Source organism: Rahnella perminowiae (assembly GCF_019049755.1).
Classification (GTDB): domain Bacteria; phylum Pseudomonadota; class Gammaproteobacteria; order Enterobacterales; family Enterobacteriaceae; genus Rahnella; species Rahnella perminowiae.
In genome coordinates, this window is sequence record NZ_JAFMOS010000562.1 from 1 (window position 1) to 19,951 (window position 19,951).

A 19,951-nucleotide genomic window follows, 5' to 3' on the forward strand; every position below is an offset into this window, starting at 1 on the left:
GATTACCTTAAGGTAAATTTATTAACTTATATTTAACCATGATGGCGTTCTTCATCATGCACATAAGGTCAGGGTTCCGCTCCGTTGTGAAGGGAAAACATAACACCCGGCCTGCACGCTGTTTCTTACCGGCTTTTTTGCAGTTTTTAGCGTTAATTATTCATCACCAGAGGATTTCCACATGCAACGACGTTGCATGAATACACAACGGTGTAAGCTGTTTTTGGGAGTCATCATGGGCGAAAAAAAATCATTATTGCTGGCCGTTCTTGCCGCTGCAACGCTGACATTAGCCGCTGGCGCACAGGCAGCCGGTACTTTAACAGGACAGGTAGGCGTTCAGCTGACCATCAGCACCGGTTGTACGGTCGGTAACGGCACATCAACGGGGGGGACCAACCAGTGGGGTACACTGAACTTTGGTAACTACGCCGATCTGACCAGCGTCATTAACGGGACGGTATTCGGGGCCAACGGCACCGGTGCAGTCACGATCACCTGTAGCACCGGACTGACCCCGACGCTGTCACTGAACGGCGGACTGGCGGCAACCGGCGGGCTGCGTACCATGACATCCAGCGGTAACAGCATTCCTTACCGCCTCTATTCCGATACCGCACGGACTACCGAAATCGCGATTAATACGCCGATTACGCTCACGACAGGCACCACGGCGCAAAACATTCCGATTTACGGTCGTGTGCTGCCTGCCGATCAGACCAGTACCACACCGGCTGCGGGCACCTATAACGATACCGTTGTTGCCACTCTTTCCTGGTAAGAGTTTTTCCATCAGAGTCGGTTCCGCCTCTGACTGGCTTTCGGTTCAAGGAAGGAAAGATCATGGACATCAAGGTACTGCTGCTACTGCCAGCCGCACTGCTGGTGTCAATGCAAGGGTATATTTCACTGAGTCAGGCGGCAACAATAGGCATCAGTGCCACGTTGCTGCCCGCCTGTGAAGCGGGAACCACGACGTCCGGCAGCACCAGTTTCGGTACGCTGAATTTTGGCAATTATGCATCGCTCACCAGCGCGGTGAATGCGACCAGCGCACAACTGGCGGGATCGATCCGCGTGAAATGCGTGAGCGGGGTGACGTACAAAATTGTCATGGATGGCGGCAGCAGCGGCGTGGTCACGGCGCGGCGAATGGTGAACACCACCAACAGCGCTTCCACCCTGCTTTACAATCTTTATACCACGGCCGCCCGCACCACGGTGTGGGACAACACCACCGGCGTCAGCGGCACCGGTAACGGCGCGGATCAATGGAGCACGGTCTATGGCCGCGTTCCGGCACAAACCACGCCCGCTGCCGGTGTTTATCAGGATACGGTGAATGTCACCGTATCCTGGTAGAGGTGATGATGCCTGGCCGCCAGCGGGTTCCGACCGCGTTATTACCGGTGAGGGTATTATTGCCGCTGGTTTTATTGTCGCTGATGTTATTGCCGCTGATGTTATGCAGTTCAGCGCGTGCCGCCACAGCTACCAGCACATTTACCGTTTCAGCCACTCTCACCAATGGCTGCGTATTTGGCAGCTCACTTTCCAGCCCGACCACCAATCTCGGCACCATCAACTTCGGTTCCATGTCGTCCCTCACCAGCAACGTCGATACGGTCAGCAGCACGGGCGCCGGGTCCGTGGTAGTGACCTGCACGCCGGGTGCCTCCGTCAGTATTGCCATGGATTACGGTATCCACGGGGGCACCGCCACCCGGCGCTTTATGCAAAACACCAGTAATCCCGATCAGCTCGGCTACCAGCTTTTTCGCGACGCCGCCCGCAGCCAGGTATGGGGCGATGGCGCGCTGGTGATGTCCATCCCCAGCTTTCCGGCTACCACCCAAACCTATCCGGTTTATGCACGCTTATACGCTGTGAGCCCCCTGCCTTCCGCCGGGACGTATACCGACACGGTCACCGTGACATTAACCTATTGAATTATCAGGATATAGAAATATGAAGACATTGCTTTTACGCCTGTTCGCCACCGCCGCACTGACCTGGACTTTTCTGTCTTGCCTGACCGCACAGGCTGCCAGTTCAGTGCTGGTCTGGCCGGTCTATCAGATTATTGAATCCGATCAGAACGGATCCGCCCTGTGGCTGGAAAACCGTGGCGCGGAACCGGTGTCCTTGCAGGTGCGCGTACTCGCCTGGAAGCAGGAGAATTTTAACGAGAAATACGCCGATCAAAGCAACGTAGTCGCCAGCCCGCCTTTCGCGACCGTGCCACCGGGTCAGCGTCAGTTGATCCGGCTGATCCGCAATACCCCGGTTGCGGCCAATACCGAGCAGGCGTACCGCATCATTATTGATGAGATCCCTTCCCCGCTGAATGATTCCTCACAGGGGAAAGACAAAGCGGTGGTCGGCCTGCAATTGCAGATGCGTTATCTGCTTCCGCTATTTATGGATGGCGGCAGTTTGTGGACCCATGATCGTAGCGACGTGAAGCGTGATCCTTCCACGGCAACGCGCCCGATCCTCAGCTGGCGTACGGTATCCGAAAACGGGAAAACGTATTTGCAGGTGCGCAATACCGGCATCGTGCATGCGCGGCTGAGCAACGTGTTCTGGTCCGCCACCGGCAATCAGAAACAGGGGGTGAAAACCCTGGTCGGCGGTTTTATGGGTTATGTATTGCCGGGGCAGCAAATGCGCTGGCCGGTGCCGGCGGGGGTGACGCCGGGTGCGCAGCTCAATGCGCAGATAGCGGATAACACCCAACCGATTGTTATCGCGCGCGGCCAGTAACAGCAGGAGCTGCAAAGGATGCCAATCAGACGTCTTCTCCGGAAAGGTCATCAGCGACCACTGTATTTTCGGGGAAGCCTGTGCCTGTTATGCCTGAGTACCTTCAGCGCACAGGCGCAGGAATATTCTTCACTGCCCGATGCCCCGCGTGCTGCACCGGTGGTCACAGACGCCCTGTTTTATCTGTCGATTGTGGTCAACGGCCAGACCGACAATCAGGTCGTACCGGTCACCTGGCGCAATAACGCGTATTTCGTGGAAGCGGGTGTGCTGGCGAAAAATCATATTCATATTAACGGCCGGCAGGGGTTGATTAATGTCGGTGAACTGCCGGACGTGAAAGCGAAATACGATTCGGCCACCCAGCAGCTGATACTCAGCGTGCCGGACGCCTGGCTGCCGAACCAGAATATCAGTGGTGATCCCCTGATGAACTACACGCCGTCGCAAAGCAGCACCGGCCTGCTGTTTAACTATGATTCCTACTACACCGATTCCCCCGGCGGAGCGAAAACTATCGCCACCTGGATGGAGCAACGTTTATTCAGCGGCCTCGGGCTGGTCACCAATACCGGCACTTACCGCTATAACGTTGATAACATCGACAGCAGCAACGGCGGCCAGACCACACAGGATGGCTATCTGCGTTACGACACCTTCTGGCGTTTCACAGACGAGAAAAACCTGATCAGCTACCAGGCCGGGGATTTCGTCAGCGATTCACTGACGTGGAGTAATTCAGCACGTATGGGCGGTTTACGTATCAGCCGTAACTTTGGTGTCCGGCCGGATCTGGTGACTTATCCGTTGCTGCAATACAGCGGTACGGCGGCGGTACCAACCACGGTGGATTTGTTCCTTAATGGCTACAAAGCCAGCAGTAATAACCTGAATTCAGGGCCGTTTACCCTGACCAACGTGCCGTATATTAATGGCGCCGGTGAAGCGACGGTTGTCACCACCGATGCGGTCGGACGTCAGGTTTCGACCAGCGTGCCGTTTTATGTTTCCAACACCTTACTGCGCAAAAACCTCAGCGATTTCGATTTCTCACTCGGGGCCGTTCGCAAAAATTATGGCATCACCAACGGCGATTATTCGGATGCCGCATTCAGCGGGATTTACCGTTACGGGCTGAACAATTATCTGACGCTTTCCGGTCATACCGAAGCCGTACAGGGTCTGGCGCTGGGCGGCGCAGGCGCGGATATCGCGGTCGGTACCTGGGGCACACTGAGTGTTTCAGCCAGCCAGAGTAAAGCCGATCATCCGCCGGTCAGCGGTGATAATCAGATAACGACACAGCTTAATGATAACCCGACGGCAGGCATGCCCGATGCCGGAGGTAAAATGCTCCCGCCGCCCGACGAAAGCGTGACGGATAAAGAAGACGGCAACCAGTTCACGCTGGGCTATTCCTACTATTCGACGGTATTCAGTCTGTCAGCACTGCGCTCAAAACGTACGGCGGGTTATCAGGACATCACGTCTTACACCAGCGACACACGGTTAAGCCGTCAGTCGGATCAGGTGACGTTCAGCACGTCGCCGTTCGGGCATGCTAACGGCACGATGGGTATCGGGTATTACGATGTCGAAGCCTATGACAATTCGCATACCCGTCTGGTGAATTTTTCCTACAGCCGCTCGCTGTGGGGGCAAAGCAGCCTGTTTTTATCGCTCAATAAAACGCTCGGTGATAACGGCTACAGCGCACAGCTGCAATTTATCATTCCGCTTGGCCCCGATATTAACCTGAACGCCGGTGTGCAACGGGACAGTGCGGGTCATTATCAGGAGCAAACCGGCGCCAGTAAAGCCACGCCAACCGACGGCGGTCTGGGCTGGAATCTGGCCTACAGCGGCGGCAACAATCCGTATCGGCAAGCCGACGCCACCTGGAAATCCCGTTACGCGACGATCCAGGGCGGATTCTACGGCAATCAGGGCGATTACACCCGGTGGGCGGATCTGAGCGGATCGGTGGTGTTTATGGCCAATGACTGGTTCCTTTCAGACAAGATCAACGATGCCTTTATCGTGGTGGATACCGACCATTATGCCGATGTTCCGGTGCTGTACGAGAATCAGAAAATGGGCAAAACGGATAGAAACGGCCACCTGCTGATCCCGACCGTCAGTTCGTATTATCCGGCCAAAGTAGAAATCGACACCCTGCCGCTGCCCGCCGACGTGGTCGCCAATAACGTCAACGACCGTATTGCGGTGAAACAGGGCAGCGGCGTGGTGGTGAAATTCAACGTCGAGAAAGTGCTGTCCGCCAATATCACCCTGCATGACGCTGCCGGACAGCCCCTGAAGCCCGGCACGCTGGTCACGGAGCAAAATACGCAACAAACCACCGTCACGGGTTACGACGGGCTGGCCTATTTCTCGCACTTACAGGAAAACAACGTACTGAATATCCGGACGGAAGATCATTCGGTCTGCCGGATCAGTTTCACACTCAACCCTGACTACCACAGCATTGAGCAGATCGGCCCGCTGGCATGCCCCGGTGGCTCAGCGAAAGTCACAGCTGGAGATAAATCATGAGAATGTTCAGGCAGCGGATGCATCGCGGATTGCTACTGATGTTATTGCTGGGCGCGTCGTCGCTGGTAAGAGCGGGTTGTACTACCACACCAGGCACCATCACGCTGGGCACACAGAACTCCTTTGCCGTCAGTTCCTCACCCTTGATCACATCAGGCGGCAGCGGATTAAGCTGTACCGGCGGACTGCTTAACATTGCAGGCACCAATACCATCACCGCCCTGATCGGCGTGACTCAGCATCCCAGCAACTCACAGCCAAGACTTTACAGCGGGACAACGGGTCAGTACTTGCCCTACAGCCTGTGCAAAGATGCCAGCTGCAGTGCCGTTTATAATCAGAACGATACCATCACCTGGAGCAGCACCACGGCACTGGGATTGCTAGGCTTATTTTCCGGCCCCAACAGTACGTTACCTCTCTACATCCGTCCGGCCGCCATTTCCAATCTGGCCGCCGGCACCTATACGGATGTCGTTCCCCTCTCCTGGACATGGAATATGTGTTCAGTGGCTATTGGTACCTTACTGTGTCTGGCAGACTCCGGCTCCACGACAGGGAATATCAACCTGACCCTCAACGTCACCAATTTCTGTTATATCGACAGTGCACCCAACGTCGGTTTCGGCAGTGCAGCCCTGCCTTCCGGACTGACCACGGTCGTGGCAAATACTATCAGCGTACGCTGTACCCTGAACGCCAGCTATTCCGTCAATCTGACCAGCAGCGTGCCGGTGTCCGGGCAATACCGGCAGATGGCCTCAACCGTCGGCGGCACCACCTCTTATCTGCAATATCAGATATTTAAAGGTGACAGTACGGTATGGACGGCTTCCACCAACAGCAGCGCGACCGGCACCGGTACATCACAATCGTTTCCGTACACCGCGTCGGTGAATCTGGCGCAAAGCAACCAGCCTGCAGGTAACTACAGCGATACGGTGACAGTGACAGTGACGTATTAAAAAAGGGGGGATAACAGAACCGGTGCCACGAATGTGCACCGGTTTGAGAAGGGTATTACAGCGCTTTCAGCGTTTTGACCGTGGCATCCACGTCAATTTCATCTTCGGTGAACACATAGGTGCTGTTCTGGAAGGTGGTGATCAGCAGCTTTTTCATGGTGCGCGTTTCCGCTTTTTTCTCTTCTTCCTGCGGGCGGATACGGTTCATCAGCAATCCGACGGACAGCACGGCGTTTTCTTTATCGATTTTCGTCTCTGCCGGGACTTCTTCGTTAAACGCCAGGAATGATTTAATGCTGGTGATTTTGATACGCTCACCGGCGATAAAGATGTATTTGCTCTCCGGCTCAACTTTCACCGCAAAGGCGGAAAGCCCTTTGTTGTTGGTGGTCGGTTCAAAGGTGACTGCCGCATCTTTTTTAATCAGCTCAGGGTTGGCAACTTTAATCACGTGGAAATAACGGTTATCGCCGTTTTCATCTTTGATAAAACCGAAACCTTTATCTTCAAACCAGGTTGTGATTACGCCGTTCATCGCTTACCGCCTAAGTAATTATTTATTCAACATGTCATTTTTGCAGGGCGGCAGTGTAAAGCAGAATGCGGACAAAGTCCTGTGCTTTACGGCCTGATCCCCACGGAATTACGTCGCTTTTCTGAAAGTCAGGTTAAACCGGTACTGACCGGTCAGCGGATGCTCGCCTGCTTTGAGCGGCAATACGCCGTGATAACGCAACCGCGACGGGCCGCCCCACACCACAATATCACCATGTAACAGCGGCACACGCTGCGTTTTATCACTGCGTTGCATGCCACCAAACTGGAAAACAGCCGGTAAACCCAGCGAGACAGACACGATCGGCTGGCCGAAATCGTGCTCGTCTTTATCCTGATGCAGGCTCATTTTTGCGCCTGGCTGATAACGGTTGATCAGACAGGCATCCGGCGTAAAGCCCGCAAAACCCGCCTGTTCTGCCGCGCTGACGGCAAGCCGGCGAAATAATTCCGGCATCGGCGGCCAGTGCTGATGACTTTCCGGCGAGGTGGACTGATAGCGATAACCTGCCCTGTCCGTCACCCAGCCGACATCACCGCAATTGGTCATTGCCACCGACATCGCATAGCCGCCCGGCGTGGCGCGATACTGAAAAGGCACCAGCCCGGCGATGCGGTCGATCTCCGCCAGCAACGCCGCATCATCTGCCAGCGCCGCACCGCGCAATACCACTGCACCCGGACACAGTTCTTCGCGCCAGTTGGGGTGAAAATCGGGGTGATCAAATAGATCTAAATTCATGTCAGCCTCCGTGTTCACGCATCCGTTAAGTATAACAGCCGATTTGAGACAGAGGCAGATTGTCGGGGCTGATCGTTTCAGCTAAGGTTGCTTAAAAGGCCGTAAGGTCATTAAGAACATCTTAAAAGGAGAATGAAATGAGTCGGGAAATTAACAAAGACACCCAGTTGTGTATGTCCCTTTCCGGTCGGCCGGGCAATTTCGGAACCCGTTTTCATAACAGCCTTTATCAGGCATTAGACCTGAATTACGTCTACAAAGCGTTTTCCACTCAGGACATCGAAGCCGCAGTGAAAGGCGTACGTGCACTGGGCATTCGCGGCTGCGCAGTCTCGATGCCGTTCAAGGAAGCCTGCATTCCTTTCCTTGATGAGTTGGATCCTTCCGCAACTGCCATTCAGTCAGTGAATACCATTGTTAATGACGATGGATTCCTGCGCGCTTACAATACCGATTACATCGCAGTCGCCAAACTGCTCGACAGCCATCAGGTGCCGCGCGACGCCGTTTTCGCCCTGCGCGGCAGCGGCGGTATGGGTAAAGCCGTGGTGGCAGCTATTCGTGACGCAGGTTTCAAAACCGGCTATATCATCGCCCGTAACGAAGCCAACGGCCGTGCACTGGCAGAAGAATACGGTTACGAATGGAAAGCAGAAGTCGGCGATCTGGCCGTTGATATGGTGGTTAACGTCACACCCATCGGCATGCCGGGGACACCGGAAGCGGACTCTCTGGCGTTTGAACCGGCCGTGATTGATCGTGCCAGTATCGTCTTTGACGTCGTCGTCGCACAAGCCACCGAAACGCCGCTGATCCGCTATGGCCGTGAACACGGCAAGAAAATCATTACCGGTGAAGAAGTGGCCGCGCTACAGGCCGTGGAACAGTTCGTGCTGTATACCGGTATACGTCCATCCGATGAACAGATCGAAGCCGCAGCGGCACACGCACGTCGCTGATCCGCAGCGCTGAATGCAAAAAGCCTCTCACGGGAGAGGCTTTTTTAATGGCCGGGATCTGGCCGGCGATCACCGCACCAGACACGGTTTTTTCGGATCGAACTTCCAGTCCGGTATCAGGAACTGCATGCCCTGTGCATCGTCACGGGCGCCCAGTCCCATGCCTTTGTACAGCTCGTGGGCTTTCATCACCTGATCCATATCCAGTTCAACGCCCAGTCCCGGTTGTTCCGGTACGCGCACTTTACCGCCTTTGATCTGCAACGGTTCTTTGGTCAGGCGCTGATTGCCTTCCTGCCAGATCCAGTGGGTGTCGATGGCGGTAATTTTACCCGGCGCGGCGGCGGCTACCTGGGTGAACATTGCCAGCGAGATATCAAAGTGATTATTAGAATGCGAACCCCAGGTCAGCCCCCACTCGTGGCACATCTGCGCCACGCGAACCGACCCCTGCATCGTCCAGAAGTGCGGATCCGCCAGCGGAATATCGACGGATTTCAGCTGGATGGTATGCCCCATCTGACGCCAGTCAGTGGCGATCATGTTAGTGGCCGTCGGCAGACCGGTCGCCTGGCGGAATTCGGCCATCACCTCACGCCCGGAGAAGCCCTGCTCTGCGCCACACGGATCTTCCGCATACGCCAGCACACCGCGCAGTTGTTTGCCCAGCGCGATCGCTTCATTCAGCGACCAGGCACCGTTAGGATCGAGCGTGATCCGCGCCTGTGGGAAACGCTGCGCCAGCGCCGTCACGGCTTCGGCCTCTTCGCTCCCGGCCAGCACGCCGCCTTTTAATTTGAAATCATTAAAACCGTATTTCTCATACGCGGCTTCCGCCAGACGCACTACCGCCGCCGGTGTCAGCGCTTCCTCGTGGCGCAGGCGATACCAGTCGCAGCTGTCGCCCGGCTGGCTCTGATAGCCCAGCGACGTTTTATTACGGTCGCCGACGTAGAACAGATAACCAAGCATTTCGACTTCATCACGCTGTTGTCCGTCGCCCAGCAATGAGGCCACGGTGACGCCCAGATGCTGGCCGAGCAGGTCAAGCATGGCAGCTTCGATCGCCGTCACGACGTGAATGGTGGTGCGTAAATCAAAGGTCTGCAAACCCCGGCCTGACGCATCACGGTCGGCAAATTTCTCCCGCACGGCAGTCATCACATTTTTGTATTCGCCCAGAGTTTTGCCGATCACCAGCAACGCAGAATCCTCCAGCGTCTGACGAATTTTCTCGCCGCCCGGCACTTCGCCGACGCCGGTGTGACCACTGCTGTCCTTGAGGATCAGGATGTTGCGGGTGAAGAAAGGGGCGTGTGCGCCGCTGAGATTAAGCAACATACTGTCGTGCCCGGCGACCGGGATCACCTGCATGGAGACAATTTTAGGTGTAGATGAAGAGGTCATGCTGACTCCTTAGTCAATTCAGATTCCGTTAACCGCGCCCGAGTGCCGGGCGCTTACGATCGAATGTCCAGCCGGGGATCAGATACTGCATCGCGGCGGCATCGTTGCGCGCACCGGTCGGCAGTGTCCGGTGCAGCGCGTGGGCACGATGGATTTGATCCATGTCGATCTCCACACCCAGCCCCGGTTTTTCAGGCACTTTGATTTTCCCGTTCACAATTTGCAGCGGCTCTTTGGTCAGGCGTTGGCTGCCTTCCTGCCAGATCCAGTGCGTATCTATTGCCGTCGGCTTACCCGGTACGGACGCGCCGACATGAGTAAACATCGCCAGCGAAATATCGAAATGGTTATTCGAATGACAACCCCACGTCAGGCCCCATTCATCGCAAAGTTGAGCGACACGCACCGCACCGTGCATCGTCCAGAAGTGTGGGTCCGCCAGCGGAATGTCCACCGACTGCAACATGACCGCGTGCTGCATCTCACGCCAGTTGGTAGCGATCATGTTAGTGGCGACCGGCAAACCGGTGGCGCGGCGGAATTCCGCCATCACTTCACGACCGGAAAAACCCTGCTCCGCGCCGCACGGATCTTCGGCATAACTGAGGATACCGTGCAGGTTTTTGCACAGACCGATCGCTTCATCCAGCAGCCATGCGCCGTTCGGATCGACGGTGATCCGCGCATCCGGGAACCGTTTTGCCAGTGCTTTAACCGCCTCGATCTCCTGCTCGCCCGGCAATACGCCACCTTTAAGTTTGAAATCCCTGAAGCCATAACGATCCTGCGCCGCTTCGGCCAGCCGCACTACCGCCTCGCTGTTCATGGCCTCCTGATGACGCAGGTGATACCAGTCATGGTTAACGCGCTCCCCAGTCTGATAAGGCAAATCGGTTTTCTGCCGGTCACCGATATAGAACAGATAACCGAGCACCGTGACTTCATCCCGCTGTTTGCCCGGCCCGAGGAGTTCACATACCGGCACACCGAGGAATTTGCCCATCAGATCCAGCAGTGCGGCTTCGAGTGCGGCGACGGCGTTAACACGCAGCTCGAAAGTCCATGCGCCTTTGCCGAAAGAGTCAAAATCAGAGGACTGATTGCCCATGTGGATCTGGTGCACCAGCCGGTTCATGCGCGCGACTTCCTGGCCTTTCACCTGAGCAATAGCTTCCGTCAGCGTGTGGTAAATCACCTCACCCCCCGGCGCTTCGCCCACACCGGTATTCCCGGCGCTGTCTGTGAGGATAACGATATTGCGGGTGAAGTAAGCGCCATGTGCGCCACCGATATTCATCAGCATACTGTCATGCCCGGCCACCGGAATGACCTGCATATCAGTAATGACGGGTGAGGATTGCGTACTCATCACAGTTCTCCTTTTATGCTGCCTGTACTGGCGTACGGACGAAGCTGGATACGTTCGATTTTTCCCACAATAAATACATAACTCACCACAGCGAGCAGCGCGTGGACGCCGACATAAATCAGTGCACCGTTGAAGGAGCCGGTCGTCCCGATAATGTAGCCGATAGCGATCGGCGTGATGATGCCGGAGACGTTACCGAACATGTTGAACAAACCGCCGCTCAGCCCGCTGATTTCTTTCGGTGCGGTATCGGCCATCACCGCCCAGCCCAGCGCCCCCAGACCTTTACCGAAGAAAGCGAATGCCATAATGCCGACCACCATCCATTCGGTATCGACGTAGTTGCAGAAAATCATCGACATCGACAGCAGCATGCCAATCACAATCGGAGCCTTGCGCGACAGTGTCAGGTTGCCGGTTCTGCGCATCAGCCAGTCGGAAATGATCCCGCCCAGCACACCGCCGAGAAATCCGCAAATCGCCGGTACCGAAGCCACCATACCCGCTTTCAGTATCGACATACCCCGCGCCTGAACCAGATACACCGGAAACCAGGTAATGAAGAAATAGGTCAGCGCGTTGATGCAGTACTGGCCAATATAAATGCCAATCATCATGCGGGATTTCAGTAACTGCTTCAGCTGGAAGGTTTTTTCGCCTTTGACGACGACTTTTTGGGCGATCTTCTGATCCATATTGATCAGCGCTCCCCCGGCTTCCATGTAATCAAGTTCGGCCTGATTGACGCCCGGATGATTTTTCGGATCGTGGATCACTTTCAGCCAGATGAAACTCAGGATGATGCCGAGGCCGCCCATAAAGAAGAAGACATGTGACCAGCCCACCTCATGCGTCAGCCAGCCCATGATCGGGGCGAAAATAACCGTGGCGAAGTACTGTGCGGAGTTAAAAATAGAGACCGCAGTGCCACGTTCCTGAGCCGGGAACCAGGCGGCGACGATACGGCTGTTGCCGGGGAAGGACGGCGCTTCGGCCAGACCGACCAGAAAACGTAAGGCAAACAATGAAACAACAATGCCGAAGCCGCTGAAGACATCAACAAAGCCCTGCAACAGGGTGAATAAAGACCAGATGAAAATGCTGTAGAAATAGACTTTTTTCGAACCGAATTTATCGAGCAGCCAGCCACCGGGTATTTGACCGATGACATAAGCCCAGGAAAATGCCGAGAAGATATAACCCATCCCGACGGAATCCAGCCCGATATCTTTGGCCATTGCCGAACCGGCAATGGATAACGTGGCACGATCGCCGTAATTAAATGAGGTGACAATAAATAACATCACCACTATCCAGTACCGCGCGTTAGTTCTTTTTTTGACAGCACTGGCTGCTGAAACGGTAGTTTCCATGGTGTTCTCCGGAATTAATGACAACGCCTCTAAACAGAGATAAAAGTCATTCCATTCACAGAACTGTAGGGTTCAGAGAGGAAGGAACGCAGCCAGTATATGAACAACGTTCCTTTTACTCATTGGGCAATCTTCCAAGCATAAACAGCCCGTTGCATTTATCCTGAGGCAAATGCCCAGCCACATGGGAGTTGTTTCACAAAAAATGAAACAGCTGTGATGGCTGTCACAGATGGTTATTATCTAATTGCAGAGCGACGTAGAGCAATAAACGATCGTCGAAATTACCCAGATCCAGACCGGTTAATTCCGAGATACGGTTAAGGCGATATTCCAGTGTATTACGATGAATATACAATGCTTTAGAGGTCGCAGTCGGCTGAACGTTATTCTGGAACCACGACACCAATGTGCGCCGCAGTAATCCATTGCCATCCGTCGCTTTAAGACGCGCCAGGGGACGCACCAGTTCGTCGGCCTGCCAGCCGCCACGCAGGCTGTCGAGCAGCACGGGTAAGATCAGATCCTGATAGAAATAACAGCGCTGTTCCGGCATCCGCTGCTTGCCTACCGTCATGGTGGTGCGTGCGGTGCGGTAAGAACGGGCGATACTGCCGGGGCCGGTAAAGAAGTTACCCAGGGAAATGCGCACGCGCAGGCGTCCGGTTTCGGTCATGCGCGACAGCAGATGATCAATGCGCTGACGGTGGCTGTCCGGATCCCAGCGATCGTAGCTGTTCAGCGCCGGTTTCAGCACCACCATTTCAGTGAGGGAAACGATAGCGATCAGGTTGTCGCGTTCCGGCGTAGTCAGCAAGGTTTGCAACTGCTGCAGTTCGGCCATGGCGGAATCCACACCAAGCTGTCCGCTGTCTACTTCTACCACTGCCGCAACGCGTGGCCGGTTCAGGTCGATGCCCAGACGCTGCGCCCACTCCATCAGCGCCGGTGAAAGCTCATCCACACGGATCAGGTTAAGCACCAGTTCTTCACGCAGACGGCTGTCCTGCGCCAGCATATGCAACAGGCGCGCCTGTTCGAGCATCATTTCCGCCGTCATACATACCAGCTCGCCATACTGACGCAACTGGGACGGGTTGCCCGTCAGACCGATAACGCCTACGATCTGACCGTCGATACGCAGCGGCAAATTGATACCCGGACGTACACCGTGCAAATGCCGTGCAACGCCTTCGTCGATATCGACAATACGCTCCTGCGAAATCGCCAGCAAAGCGCCTTCGTGCAATTCACCAAGACGCTGATCGTCGCCGCTGCCAATAATCCGTCCGCGGCCATCCATGACATTCACATTACTATCAATAATTTGCATTGTGCGGGCAACAATTTGTTGCGCCAGCTTTGCATCGAGATGATACGCCGACATGGAGCCCCTGCCTTGCCTGTTTTATCGTTGTTAAAACAGCATACTCAGGCCGTGATGCCCACACATTATGCAAATGCCCAAAGAGCGAAAGCGCCTATTGAAGTTGCGGGTAACGTCACAGTTTTAAGCAAATGCCCAACCTGCCCGGCTAAATCCGCATAATTTATGTGTGTTACTGGAAAACAGGCAAAAAAAAAGCACGCCGGAGCGTGCTTTGTATGCGGTCTTGCAGGCGTAAATTACTGCGCCAGCAGATAAATGGAGGTATCGCCACGCTGAATATCCAGCGCCAGAACGTTTGGCTTGGTGTCGAGAATTTTACGCAGCTCACCCAGATTGGTTACTTTCTGCTGATTCACACCCAGGATCACGTCGCCTTTTTTCAGGCCGATGCGCGCCGCCGTTGAACCCGGTTTCACTTCATCGACTTTCACACCTTTCTGATCGCCAGCCGCACCGTTGCTCAGTTCAGCCCCTTCGATGCCGGTATAAATATTGCCGGATTCCACTTTCGGTGTCTGAGTGCTTTGCTCGATAGTGACGTCAACGTTCATCGGTTTGCCTTCACGCAGCAGGCCGAGCGTCACTTTAGTACCGATTGGCAAGGTGCCGATATCAGCACGGAACGAGGCGAAGCTGCTGATCGGTTTACCGTTCATGCTCAGTATCACGTCACCGGCTTTGATGCCCGCTTTCTCAGCGGCGGATTTCGGCATGACCTGGCTGATGAACGCACCGCGCTGTGCGTCAACTTTCATGGCTTTCGCCAGTTCGGAGTTCAGCTCAGTCCCCATGATGCCCAGTTCACCGCGTTTCACCTGACCGAATTCGATCATTTGTTTAGACAGGTTTTTCACCATGTTACTTGGGATCGCAAAACCGATACCGATGTTGCCGCCGTCCGGGGCCAGGATCGCCGTGTTAAGGCCAATCAGTTCACCGTTGAGGTTCACCAGCGCACCGCCGGAGTTACCCCGGTTAATTGCCGCATCAGTCTGGATGAAGTTTTCGTAGTTCTCAATATTCAGGCCGGAACGACCCAGTGCGGAAACAATACCGGAAGTCACGGTTTCGCCCAGACCATACGGGTTACCGATTGCCACGGTGTAATCACCCACACGCAGTTGTTCGGAATCAGCCATCTTAATCGCCGTCAGGTTTTTCGCATTTTCTAACTGAATAACGGCGATGTCAGAACGCGGATCCTTACCGATGACTTTCGCGTCGAACTTGCGGCCATCGTTGAGCTGCACAGTGATTTTAGTGGCGTTATCCACCACATGGTTGTTGGTGACAACATAACCTTTGTCGGCATCAATGATGACACCGGAGCCCAGCGCGCGGAAATCTTCTTTCTGTTCAGGCACAGGCTGACCGTCCGGCCCCTGACCACCGCCCTGGCAAACCGGAGAACCCTGGAACGGCGAGCCGTCCTGGCACAGCGGTGAATTTTGACCAAAGAATTGCTGGAACTGCTGGCCCATACGCGGTGTTTTTACCGGCGCGCTGCCTTCAACGTTAACGCTCACCACGGATGGCATCACTTTTTCAAGCATAGGTGCCAGGCTAGGAAGCTGAGTGGTACTGGTGCTGGAAGACGCTGTTTCAGCAGCCAGTGCAGAAGAAACCGGGGCCATTGCCATGCCGATGCTTAACGCTAATGCGCTGAGGAATAAACTCGATTTTTTCATTTTTCAGGATCTCTTAAAATTATTGTGGCAACCAAAAATAGTCGCATTGCTTGGTAGTCGTGATACTGAGAGAGTATTAATAACGTGAAGTTCATCAGGGTCGAACGGACAATGGTAAAAAATTATTGTCAGTGCTTACAAATGGCGAACTTTCAAACAGTTCAGTAAAGAAACTTAAAGACATTTAAATTTAATCCTTAACTATCACCCTAAATAATTCGTATTACCGCAAGACGGCAAGGGCAGAAATCCCGGTGAGCTGACATGAGTCAGGGATCCGGATAACTGAAAACAGCCAATGCCTCTGTCATACGAAATATGACGGGAAAATTACTCAGCCGCCATTAGTCTTCTGTATTCATCGTATGCATAAAGGTCAGTCATACCGCTGATATAATCCTGGATCATTCGCGCCCGGTAATAAAACTCCTGCGCGGCATGTTCCGCGACCGGTAACCCTTCCAGAGCCGCCACAGCATTGTTGTAAGCCAGACGATGTTTAGCAGAAACCTTATGCAACAGACGGGTTTCTATAGGATATTGCTTGTGCGTGTCTTCCTGAACCAGACGGGTAAAATCGGTCAGCGGCATATCCAGCAGCGGGCTGTAAATATCCAGTAATCCGCTGATCACCCGATAGCCTTGTAATTCCAGCTCCTCCACTTCGTGATGATTGAATACCTGTTTGAAGGCGACCGCTTTATAAATCTCTAACAACCGGTTGGCCTGGCTGTCATCTTCGAGTAATGCATGATTAAAGGTGCCCTGATAAATATCTTCTATATGATCAATGAATCTGCGGGCAGCATGGGGCACCAGTTGTTTCACCGTCTGAACACGCAGTTCCATAAAGAAGTAATCTACCGGATTACGGAACGTTTTCGCTTTATCCATTTTTTCGTAAGCGGTGCGAACCACTTTATCGAAGAAGTCATTTCTCTCTATTGTGCCCCACTCGCGACACAGATATTGATAAAGCTGTTCAACGCTGAAAATACTTTTTTCAACTGCATCTTCCAGATCCGCAATGCAGTAAGAAATATCATCGGCCGCTTCCATAATGTAGGTGAGCGGAAAACGGTTAAATTCACCCATCCCAAGTTCGCTGCGCAGTTTATTGATGAACGGCTCTTCCGCCAGATAAAAACCCGGTTTTTTCATCAGGTAATCATGCGAGGCCAGTTTGGTCATTGAGTACGCAGGGCGGGTATATTTCAGAATGCACGCGGTCTGGCTGTAGGTCAGATTGAGTTTCAGCAAAGTGAAGACCAGCCGGATGGCCTGCGCATTGCCTTCAAAATTAGACAGATCGTAGCGGATTTTACTGCGCAGCTGATTCAGTTCAGTATCGCCTGACGTCAGGCGTAAACACGCGACCAGACAGGAATCGATTTCCTGCGGCGTTTCGCCGCAACCGGAAGTATCCATCCGCCTGGCAAACCAGTTATTGATGGCGGATTCACCAAAATGACCGAACGGTGGATTGCCGATGTCATGCATCAGGCATGCCATTTCGACCACACTTTCAAACGGATCCGTCACCTCGTCCAGCCCGTAATATTCCAGTTTTCCCTGCCGGCCCAGACGATGCAAAATTTCTTTGGCAATGTGACGCCCGACCTGTTGAACTTCAAGGGAGTGAGTCAGGCGGCTACGAACGGCGGCATTTTTCTCCAGCGGAAAAACCTGCGTCTTTTGTTGCAGGCGACGGATGGCTGCCGAGTTGATAATGCGTCCGCGATCGCTTTCGAACTGACGGACGACGTCATAGGCATCGCGTGCCTCGATCGGTGCGCTGAAAGGGCGCTGAAAATTGAATTTCGCTTTAAAATCGATCCCGGACATGTTTTCCCACCTTTTCAGCCACTCACACATCAAACCGACGCACTTTTTGCATTAACAACCTGCATCCCAAACGGATTATTTCTTATCTTTAGCCATGATAGACTATCGCGCATTGTTTTCGTGATTAAACCGACAATTCCGCACATGCTGCGGCTCATTCCATACACATCTGCGAGTATTCATATGAAAGTAGGCATTATCGGTGCAATGGAGCAGGAAGTGACTCTGCTGCGCGACAAGATCATCAACCGTCAGACTATCGAACGTGCGGGCTGCGAAATCTATACAGGCCAGTTAAACGGCGTAGACGTGGCGCTGCTGAAATCCGGCATTGGTAAAGTGTCTGCGGCGATGGGCACCACGCTGCTGCTGGAACATTGCCGTCCTGATGTGGTGATTAACACCGGTTCCGCCGGCGGGCTGGCGAAAACGCTGAAAGTCGGCGATATCGTCGTCTCTGATGAAGTGCGGTATCACGATGCTGATGTCACCGCGTTTGGTTACGAACCGGGCCAGATGGCCGGTTGTCCGCCTGCGTTCACCGCTGATCCGGCACTGATTGAACTGGCAGAGAACTGCATCCGTGAACTGAACCTGAACGCCGTCCGCGGCCTGGTTTGCAGCGGTGACGCCTTCATCAATGGTGCCGCGCCTCTGGCACGTATCCGCGCGACCTTCCCGCAGGTATCGGCTGTCGAAATGGAAGCTGCCGCTATCGGTCACGTTTGCCACCTTTTCGATACGCCGTTCGTGGTCGTTCGCGCGATTTCTGACGTTGCCGATGGTGAATCTCACCTGAGCTTTGAAGAATTCCTGGTTGTCGCCGCACAGCAATCCACTCTGATGGTGGATGCGATGCTGACAGCGCTGGCAGCTTCCGAAGAATAATGATAAGCCGGTTCTGCCTCATTCTGAGCGGCCTGCTGTTGCCTGTGGTGGCCAATGCCGCACCTGCACAACGGGTGATCACGCTGGCACCCAGTCTGACAGAACTGGCGTTTGCCGCCGGTCTGGGCGACCGGATAATCGGAGTTAGTGCTTACTCCGATTATCCACCCCAGGCCAGAAAGCTTGAGCAGGTGGCTAACTGGCAGGGAATCAACGTTGAACGTATTGTGACGCTGAAACCTGATTTGGTCCTCGCCTGGCGGGGCGGTAACCCGCAACGCCCGCTGGATCAGCTGATTTCGCTGGGGATACAGGTTATCTATCTTGATCCGCAAAATGCTCAACAGGTAGCACAGGCACTAGAACAGCTGGCGGTGTACAGCCCTTCGCCGGAAAAGGCAAAACAAGCCGCGGCGGATTTCCGTCAGCAATGGCAGGCGCTGAAGCTGAAATATCGCCGCGAAAAACCGGTTTCTGCCTTTATTCAGTTCGGCACCCAGCCGCTGTTTACGGCTGCCGCCACCACAATGCAAAGCGAAGTGCTTAACGTGTGCGGCGCAAAAAATATTTTCGCTGACAGCCGCGTACCCTGGCCTCAGGTCAGCCGGGAACAGGTTTTAAGCCGTCATCCTCAGGTTATTGTTATATCAGGCGGAAAACCGCAGAGACAGATGATAGAAGATTACTGGGGCCCGATGCTCAGTGCGCAGGTTATCGCCCTGGATCCCGACTGGTTCAGCCGCGCCGGACCGCGTATCCTTCTGGCTGCACAACAACTTTGCCCGCAGCTTGCTGCTATCCCTGAAGGGTGAATACTCACCAACATGAAAGTGTATCAACGGGCAGACCCGCAGGCGCCTTCCCGGATTGTTGTATTATTAACCGAAATCAATAATTTTTCGTCGCCTTCTGTTACTCTATCCGGCGTAACATCCTTCGTACGTTGCCACCCCCGCCTTACGATTATCTGTTTGTTAAACAAGCAAATTAATATAAATAACGGTATGAACAACGACAAAAAAGCGGTTTATCTCCGAATCGTAACAACTTCGGATTAAAGACCGCGAAAATTAGACCGATAACCTTTTCAGCCAGGCTGATTTTGTTGATCTACACCAGCAGGAATAACAATAATGAAAGCTCTTTTACTCAGTGTGCTGCTCGCACTGAGCCCGCTGTTTGCTGTCGCGGGCATGACGGGCGGCCAGATTGGCGTCAGCCTGACGATCATGCCAGGTTGCAAGATTAATGCTGCGCGCACTCACACTTCAGTCATCTGCGCCAGCCGGACGATGATGCAACCGCACATCAGCGAAAAAATGCTTACCGCCGTGCCGGGGATTAGCCCCGGTTCGAAGCTGGTGACGGTTGAATGGTAACCCCCTTGTGAATACTCACTTACCTGAGCGCCCTTCTGAACGGGGGTTTTAAGCATAAAAAAGCCCGTC

18 protein-coding genes are annotated in these 19,951 nt (G+C 54.1%); 10 read left to right on the top strand and 8 right to left on the bottom strand.

Features of this window, described 5'->3' with window-relative positions:
- The first annotated feature begins 235 nt into the window (after positions 1-235).
- The 6 genes from J1785_RS14625 (at position 236) to J1785_RS14655 (ending at position 6,287) form a co-directional block, all read left to right on the top strand.
- On the top strand, positions 236-781 hold the full coding sequence (locus tag J1785_RS14625) for a Csu type fimbrial protein (RefSeq protein WP_129953324.1): 546 nt from the start codon (positions 236-238) through the stop codon (positions 779-781).
- A gap of 62 nt (positions 782-843) precedes the next feature.
- Positions 844-1,362, top strand: coding sequence for a Csu type fimbrial protein (locus J1785_RS14630; protein WP_129953112.1), 519 nt, complete (start codon positions 844-846; stop codon positions 1,360-1,362).
- Between the two features lie 83 nt (positions 1,363-1,445).
- Positions 1,446-1,949 (top strand): Csu type fimbrial protein, encoded by a 504-nt coding sequence (locus J1785_RS14635; RefSeq protein WP_217158311.1) that lies wholly within the window; start codon positions 1,446-1,448, stop codon positions 1,947-1,949.
- Positions 1,950-1,968: 19 nt separating this feature from the next.
- Positions 1,969-2,766 (top strand): fimbrial biogenesis chaperone, encoded by a 798-nt coding sequence (locus J1785_RS14640; RefSeq protein WP_217158293.1) that lies wholly within the window; start codon positions 1,969-1,971, stop codon positions 2,764-2,766.
- Between the two features lie 18 nt (positions 2,767-2,784).
- On the top strand, positions 2,785-5,322 hold the full coding sequence (locus J1785_RS26770; RefSeq protein ID WP_238483226.1) for a fimbria/pilus outer membrane usher protein: 2,538 nt from the start codon (positions 2,785-2,787) through the stop codon (positions 5,320-5,322).
- The gene (locus tag J1785_RS14655; RefSeq protein WP_129991355.1) at positions 5,319-6,287 is read left to right on the top strand and encodes a Csu type fimbrial protein; all 969 of its coding nucleotides are present in this window, start codon (positions 5,319-5,321) and stop codon (positions 6,285-6,287) included. The genes J1785_RS26770 and J1785_RS14655 overlap by 4 nt, the downstream gene beginning before the upstream one ends.
- A 55-nt stretch (positions 6,288-6,342) precedes the next feature.
- On the opposite strand, the gene J1785_RS14660 is transcribed toward J1785_RS14655, so the two are convergent.
- Together J1785_RS14660 and alkB are read right to left on the bottom strand one after the other, a co-directional pair.
- Entirely contained in the window at positions 6,343-6,822 is a 480-nt protein-coding gene (locus J1785_RS14660) for a cold-shock protein (protein ID WP_129953116.1), read from the bottom strand.
- A 108-nt stretch (positions 6,823-6,930) separates the two neighbouring features.
- Positions 6,931-7,584, bottom strand: a complete 654-nt coding sequence (gene alkB / locus J1785_RS14665) for a DNA oxidative demethylase AlkB (RefSeq protein WP_129953117.1) — start codon at positions 7,582-7,584, stop codon at positions 6,931-6,933.
- A gap of 137 nt (positions 7,585-7,721) precedes the next feature.
- On the opposite strand from alkB, the gene J1785_RS14670 reads away from it, so the two are divergent.
- Entirely contained in the window at positions 7,722-8,543 is an 822-nt protein-coding gene (locus tag J1785_RS14670; protein WP_129953118.1) for a shikimate 5-dehydrogenase, read from the top strand.
- Between the two features lie 69 nt (positions 8,544-8,612).
- Here J1785_RS14670 and gudD read toward each other — a convergent pair whose 3' ends face one another.
- The 6 genes from gudD to dgt all read right to left on the bottom strand — a co-directional run bounded on the left by gudD (position 8,613) and on the right by dgt (position 17,615).
- The gene (gudD, locus tag J1785_RS14675) at positions 8,613-9,950 is read right to left on the bottom strand and encodes a glucarate dehydratase (protein ID WP_129953119.1); all 1,338 of its coding nucleotides are present in this window, start codon (positions 9,948-9,950) and stop codon (positions 8,613-8,615) included.
- A gap of 28 nt (positions 9,951-9,978) precedes the next feature.
- Positions 9,979-11,319 carry an enolase C-terminal domain-like protein gene (locus J1785_RS14680; RefSeq protein ID WP_129953120.1) on the bottom strand — a complete coding sequence of 447 codons (1,341 nt, stop codon included), beginning with the start codon at positions 11,317-11,319 and terminating at the stop codon, positions 9,979-9,981.
- Entirely contained in the window at positions 11,319-12,692 is a 1,374-nt protein-coding gene (locus J1785_RS14685) for an MFS transporter (protein WP_129991353.1), read from the bottom strand. The genes J1785_RS14680 and J1785_RS14685 overlap by 1 nt, the downstream gene beginning before the upstream one ends.
- Positions 12,693-12,918: 226 nt before the next feature.
- Positions 12,919-14,079: a CdaR family transcriptional regulator gene (locus J1785_RS14690; protein WP_129953122.1), complete on the bottom strand. Its 1,161-nt coding sequence runs from the start codon at positions 14,077-14,079 to the stop codon at positions 12,919-12,921.
- A gap of 239 nt (positions 14,080-14,318) precedes the next feature.
- Positions 14,319-15,770 carry a serine endoprotease DegP gene (gene degP / locus J1785_RS14695; RefSeq protein ID WP_129953123.1) on the bottom strand — a complete coding sequence of 484 codons (1,452 nt, stop codon included), beginning with the start codon at positions 15,768-15,770 and terminating at the stop codon, positions 14,319-14,321.
- A gap of 330 nt (positions 15,771-16,100) precedes the next feature.
- A complete protein-coding gene (gene dgt / locus J1785_RS14700) occupies positions 16,101-17,615 on the bottom strand; it encodes a dGTPase (protein WP_217219668.1) in 1,515 nt (504 codons plus the stop codon).
- Positions 17,616-17,798: 183 nt separating this feature from the next.
- On the opposite strand from dgt, the gene mtnN reads away from it, so the two are divergent.
- The 3 genes from mtnN to J1785_RS14715 all read left to right on the top strand — a co-directional run bounded on the left by mtnN (position 17,799) and on the right by J1785_RS14715 (position 19,882).
- A complete protein-coding gene (gene mtnN / locus J1785_RS14705) occupies positions 17,799-18,503 on the top strand; it encodes a 5'-methylthioadenosine/S-adenosylhomocysteine nucleosidase (protein WP_217219671.1) in 705 nt (234 codons plus the stop codon).
- Positions 18,503-19,315 carry a vitamin B12 ABC transporter substrate-binding protein BtuF gene (btuF, locus tag J1785_RS14710; RefSeq protein ID WP_217219673.1) on the top strand — a complete coding sequence of 271 codons (813 nt, stop codon included), beginning with the start codon at positions 18,503-18,505 and terminating at the stop codon, positions 19,313-19,315. Before mtnN ends, btuF begins: the two co-directional genes overlap by 1 nt.
- 321 nt (positions 19,316-19,636) lie before the next feature.
- A complete protein-coding gene (locus tag J1785_RS14715) occupies positions 19,637-19,882 on the top strand; it encodes a hypothetical protein (protein WP_129953127.1) in 246 nt (81 codons plus the stop codon).
- The last annotated feature ends 69 nt before the right edge of the window (positions 19,883-19,951 follow it).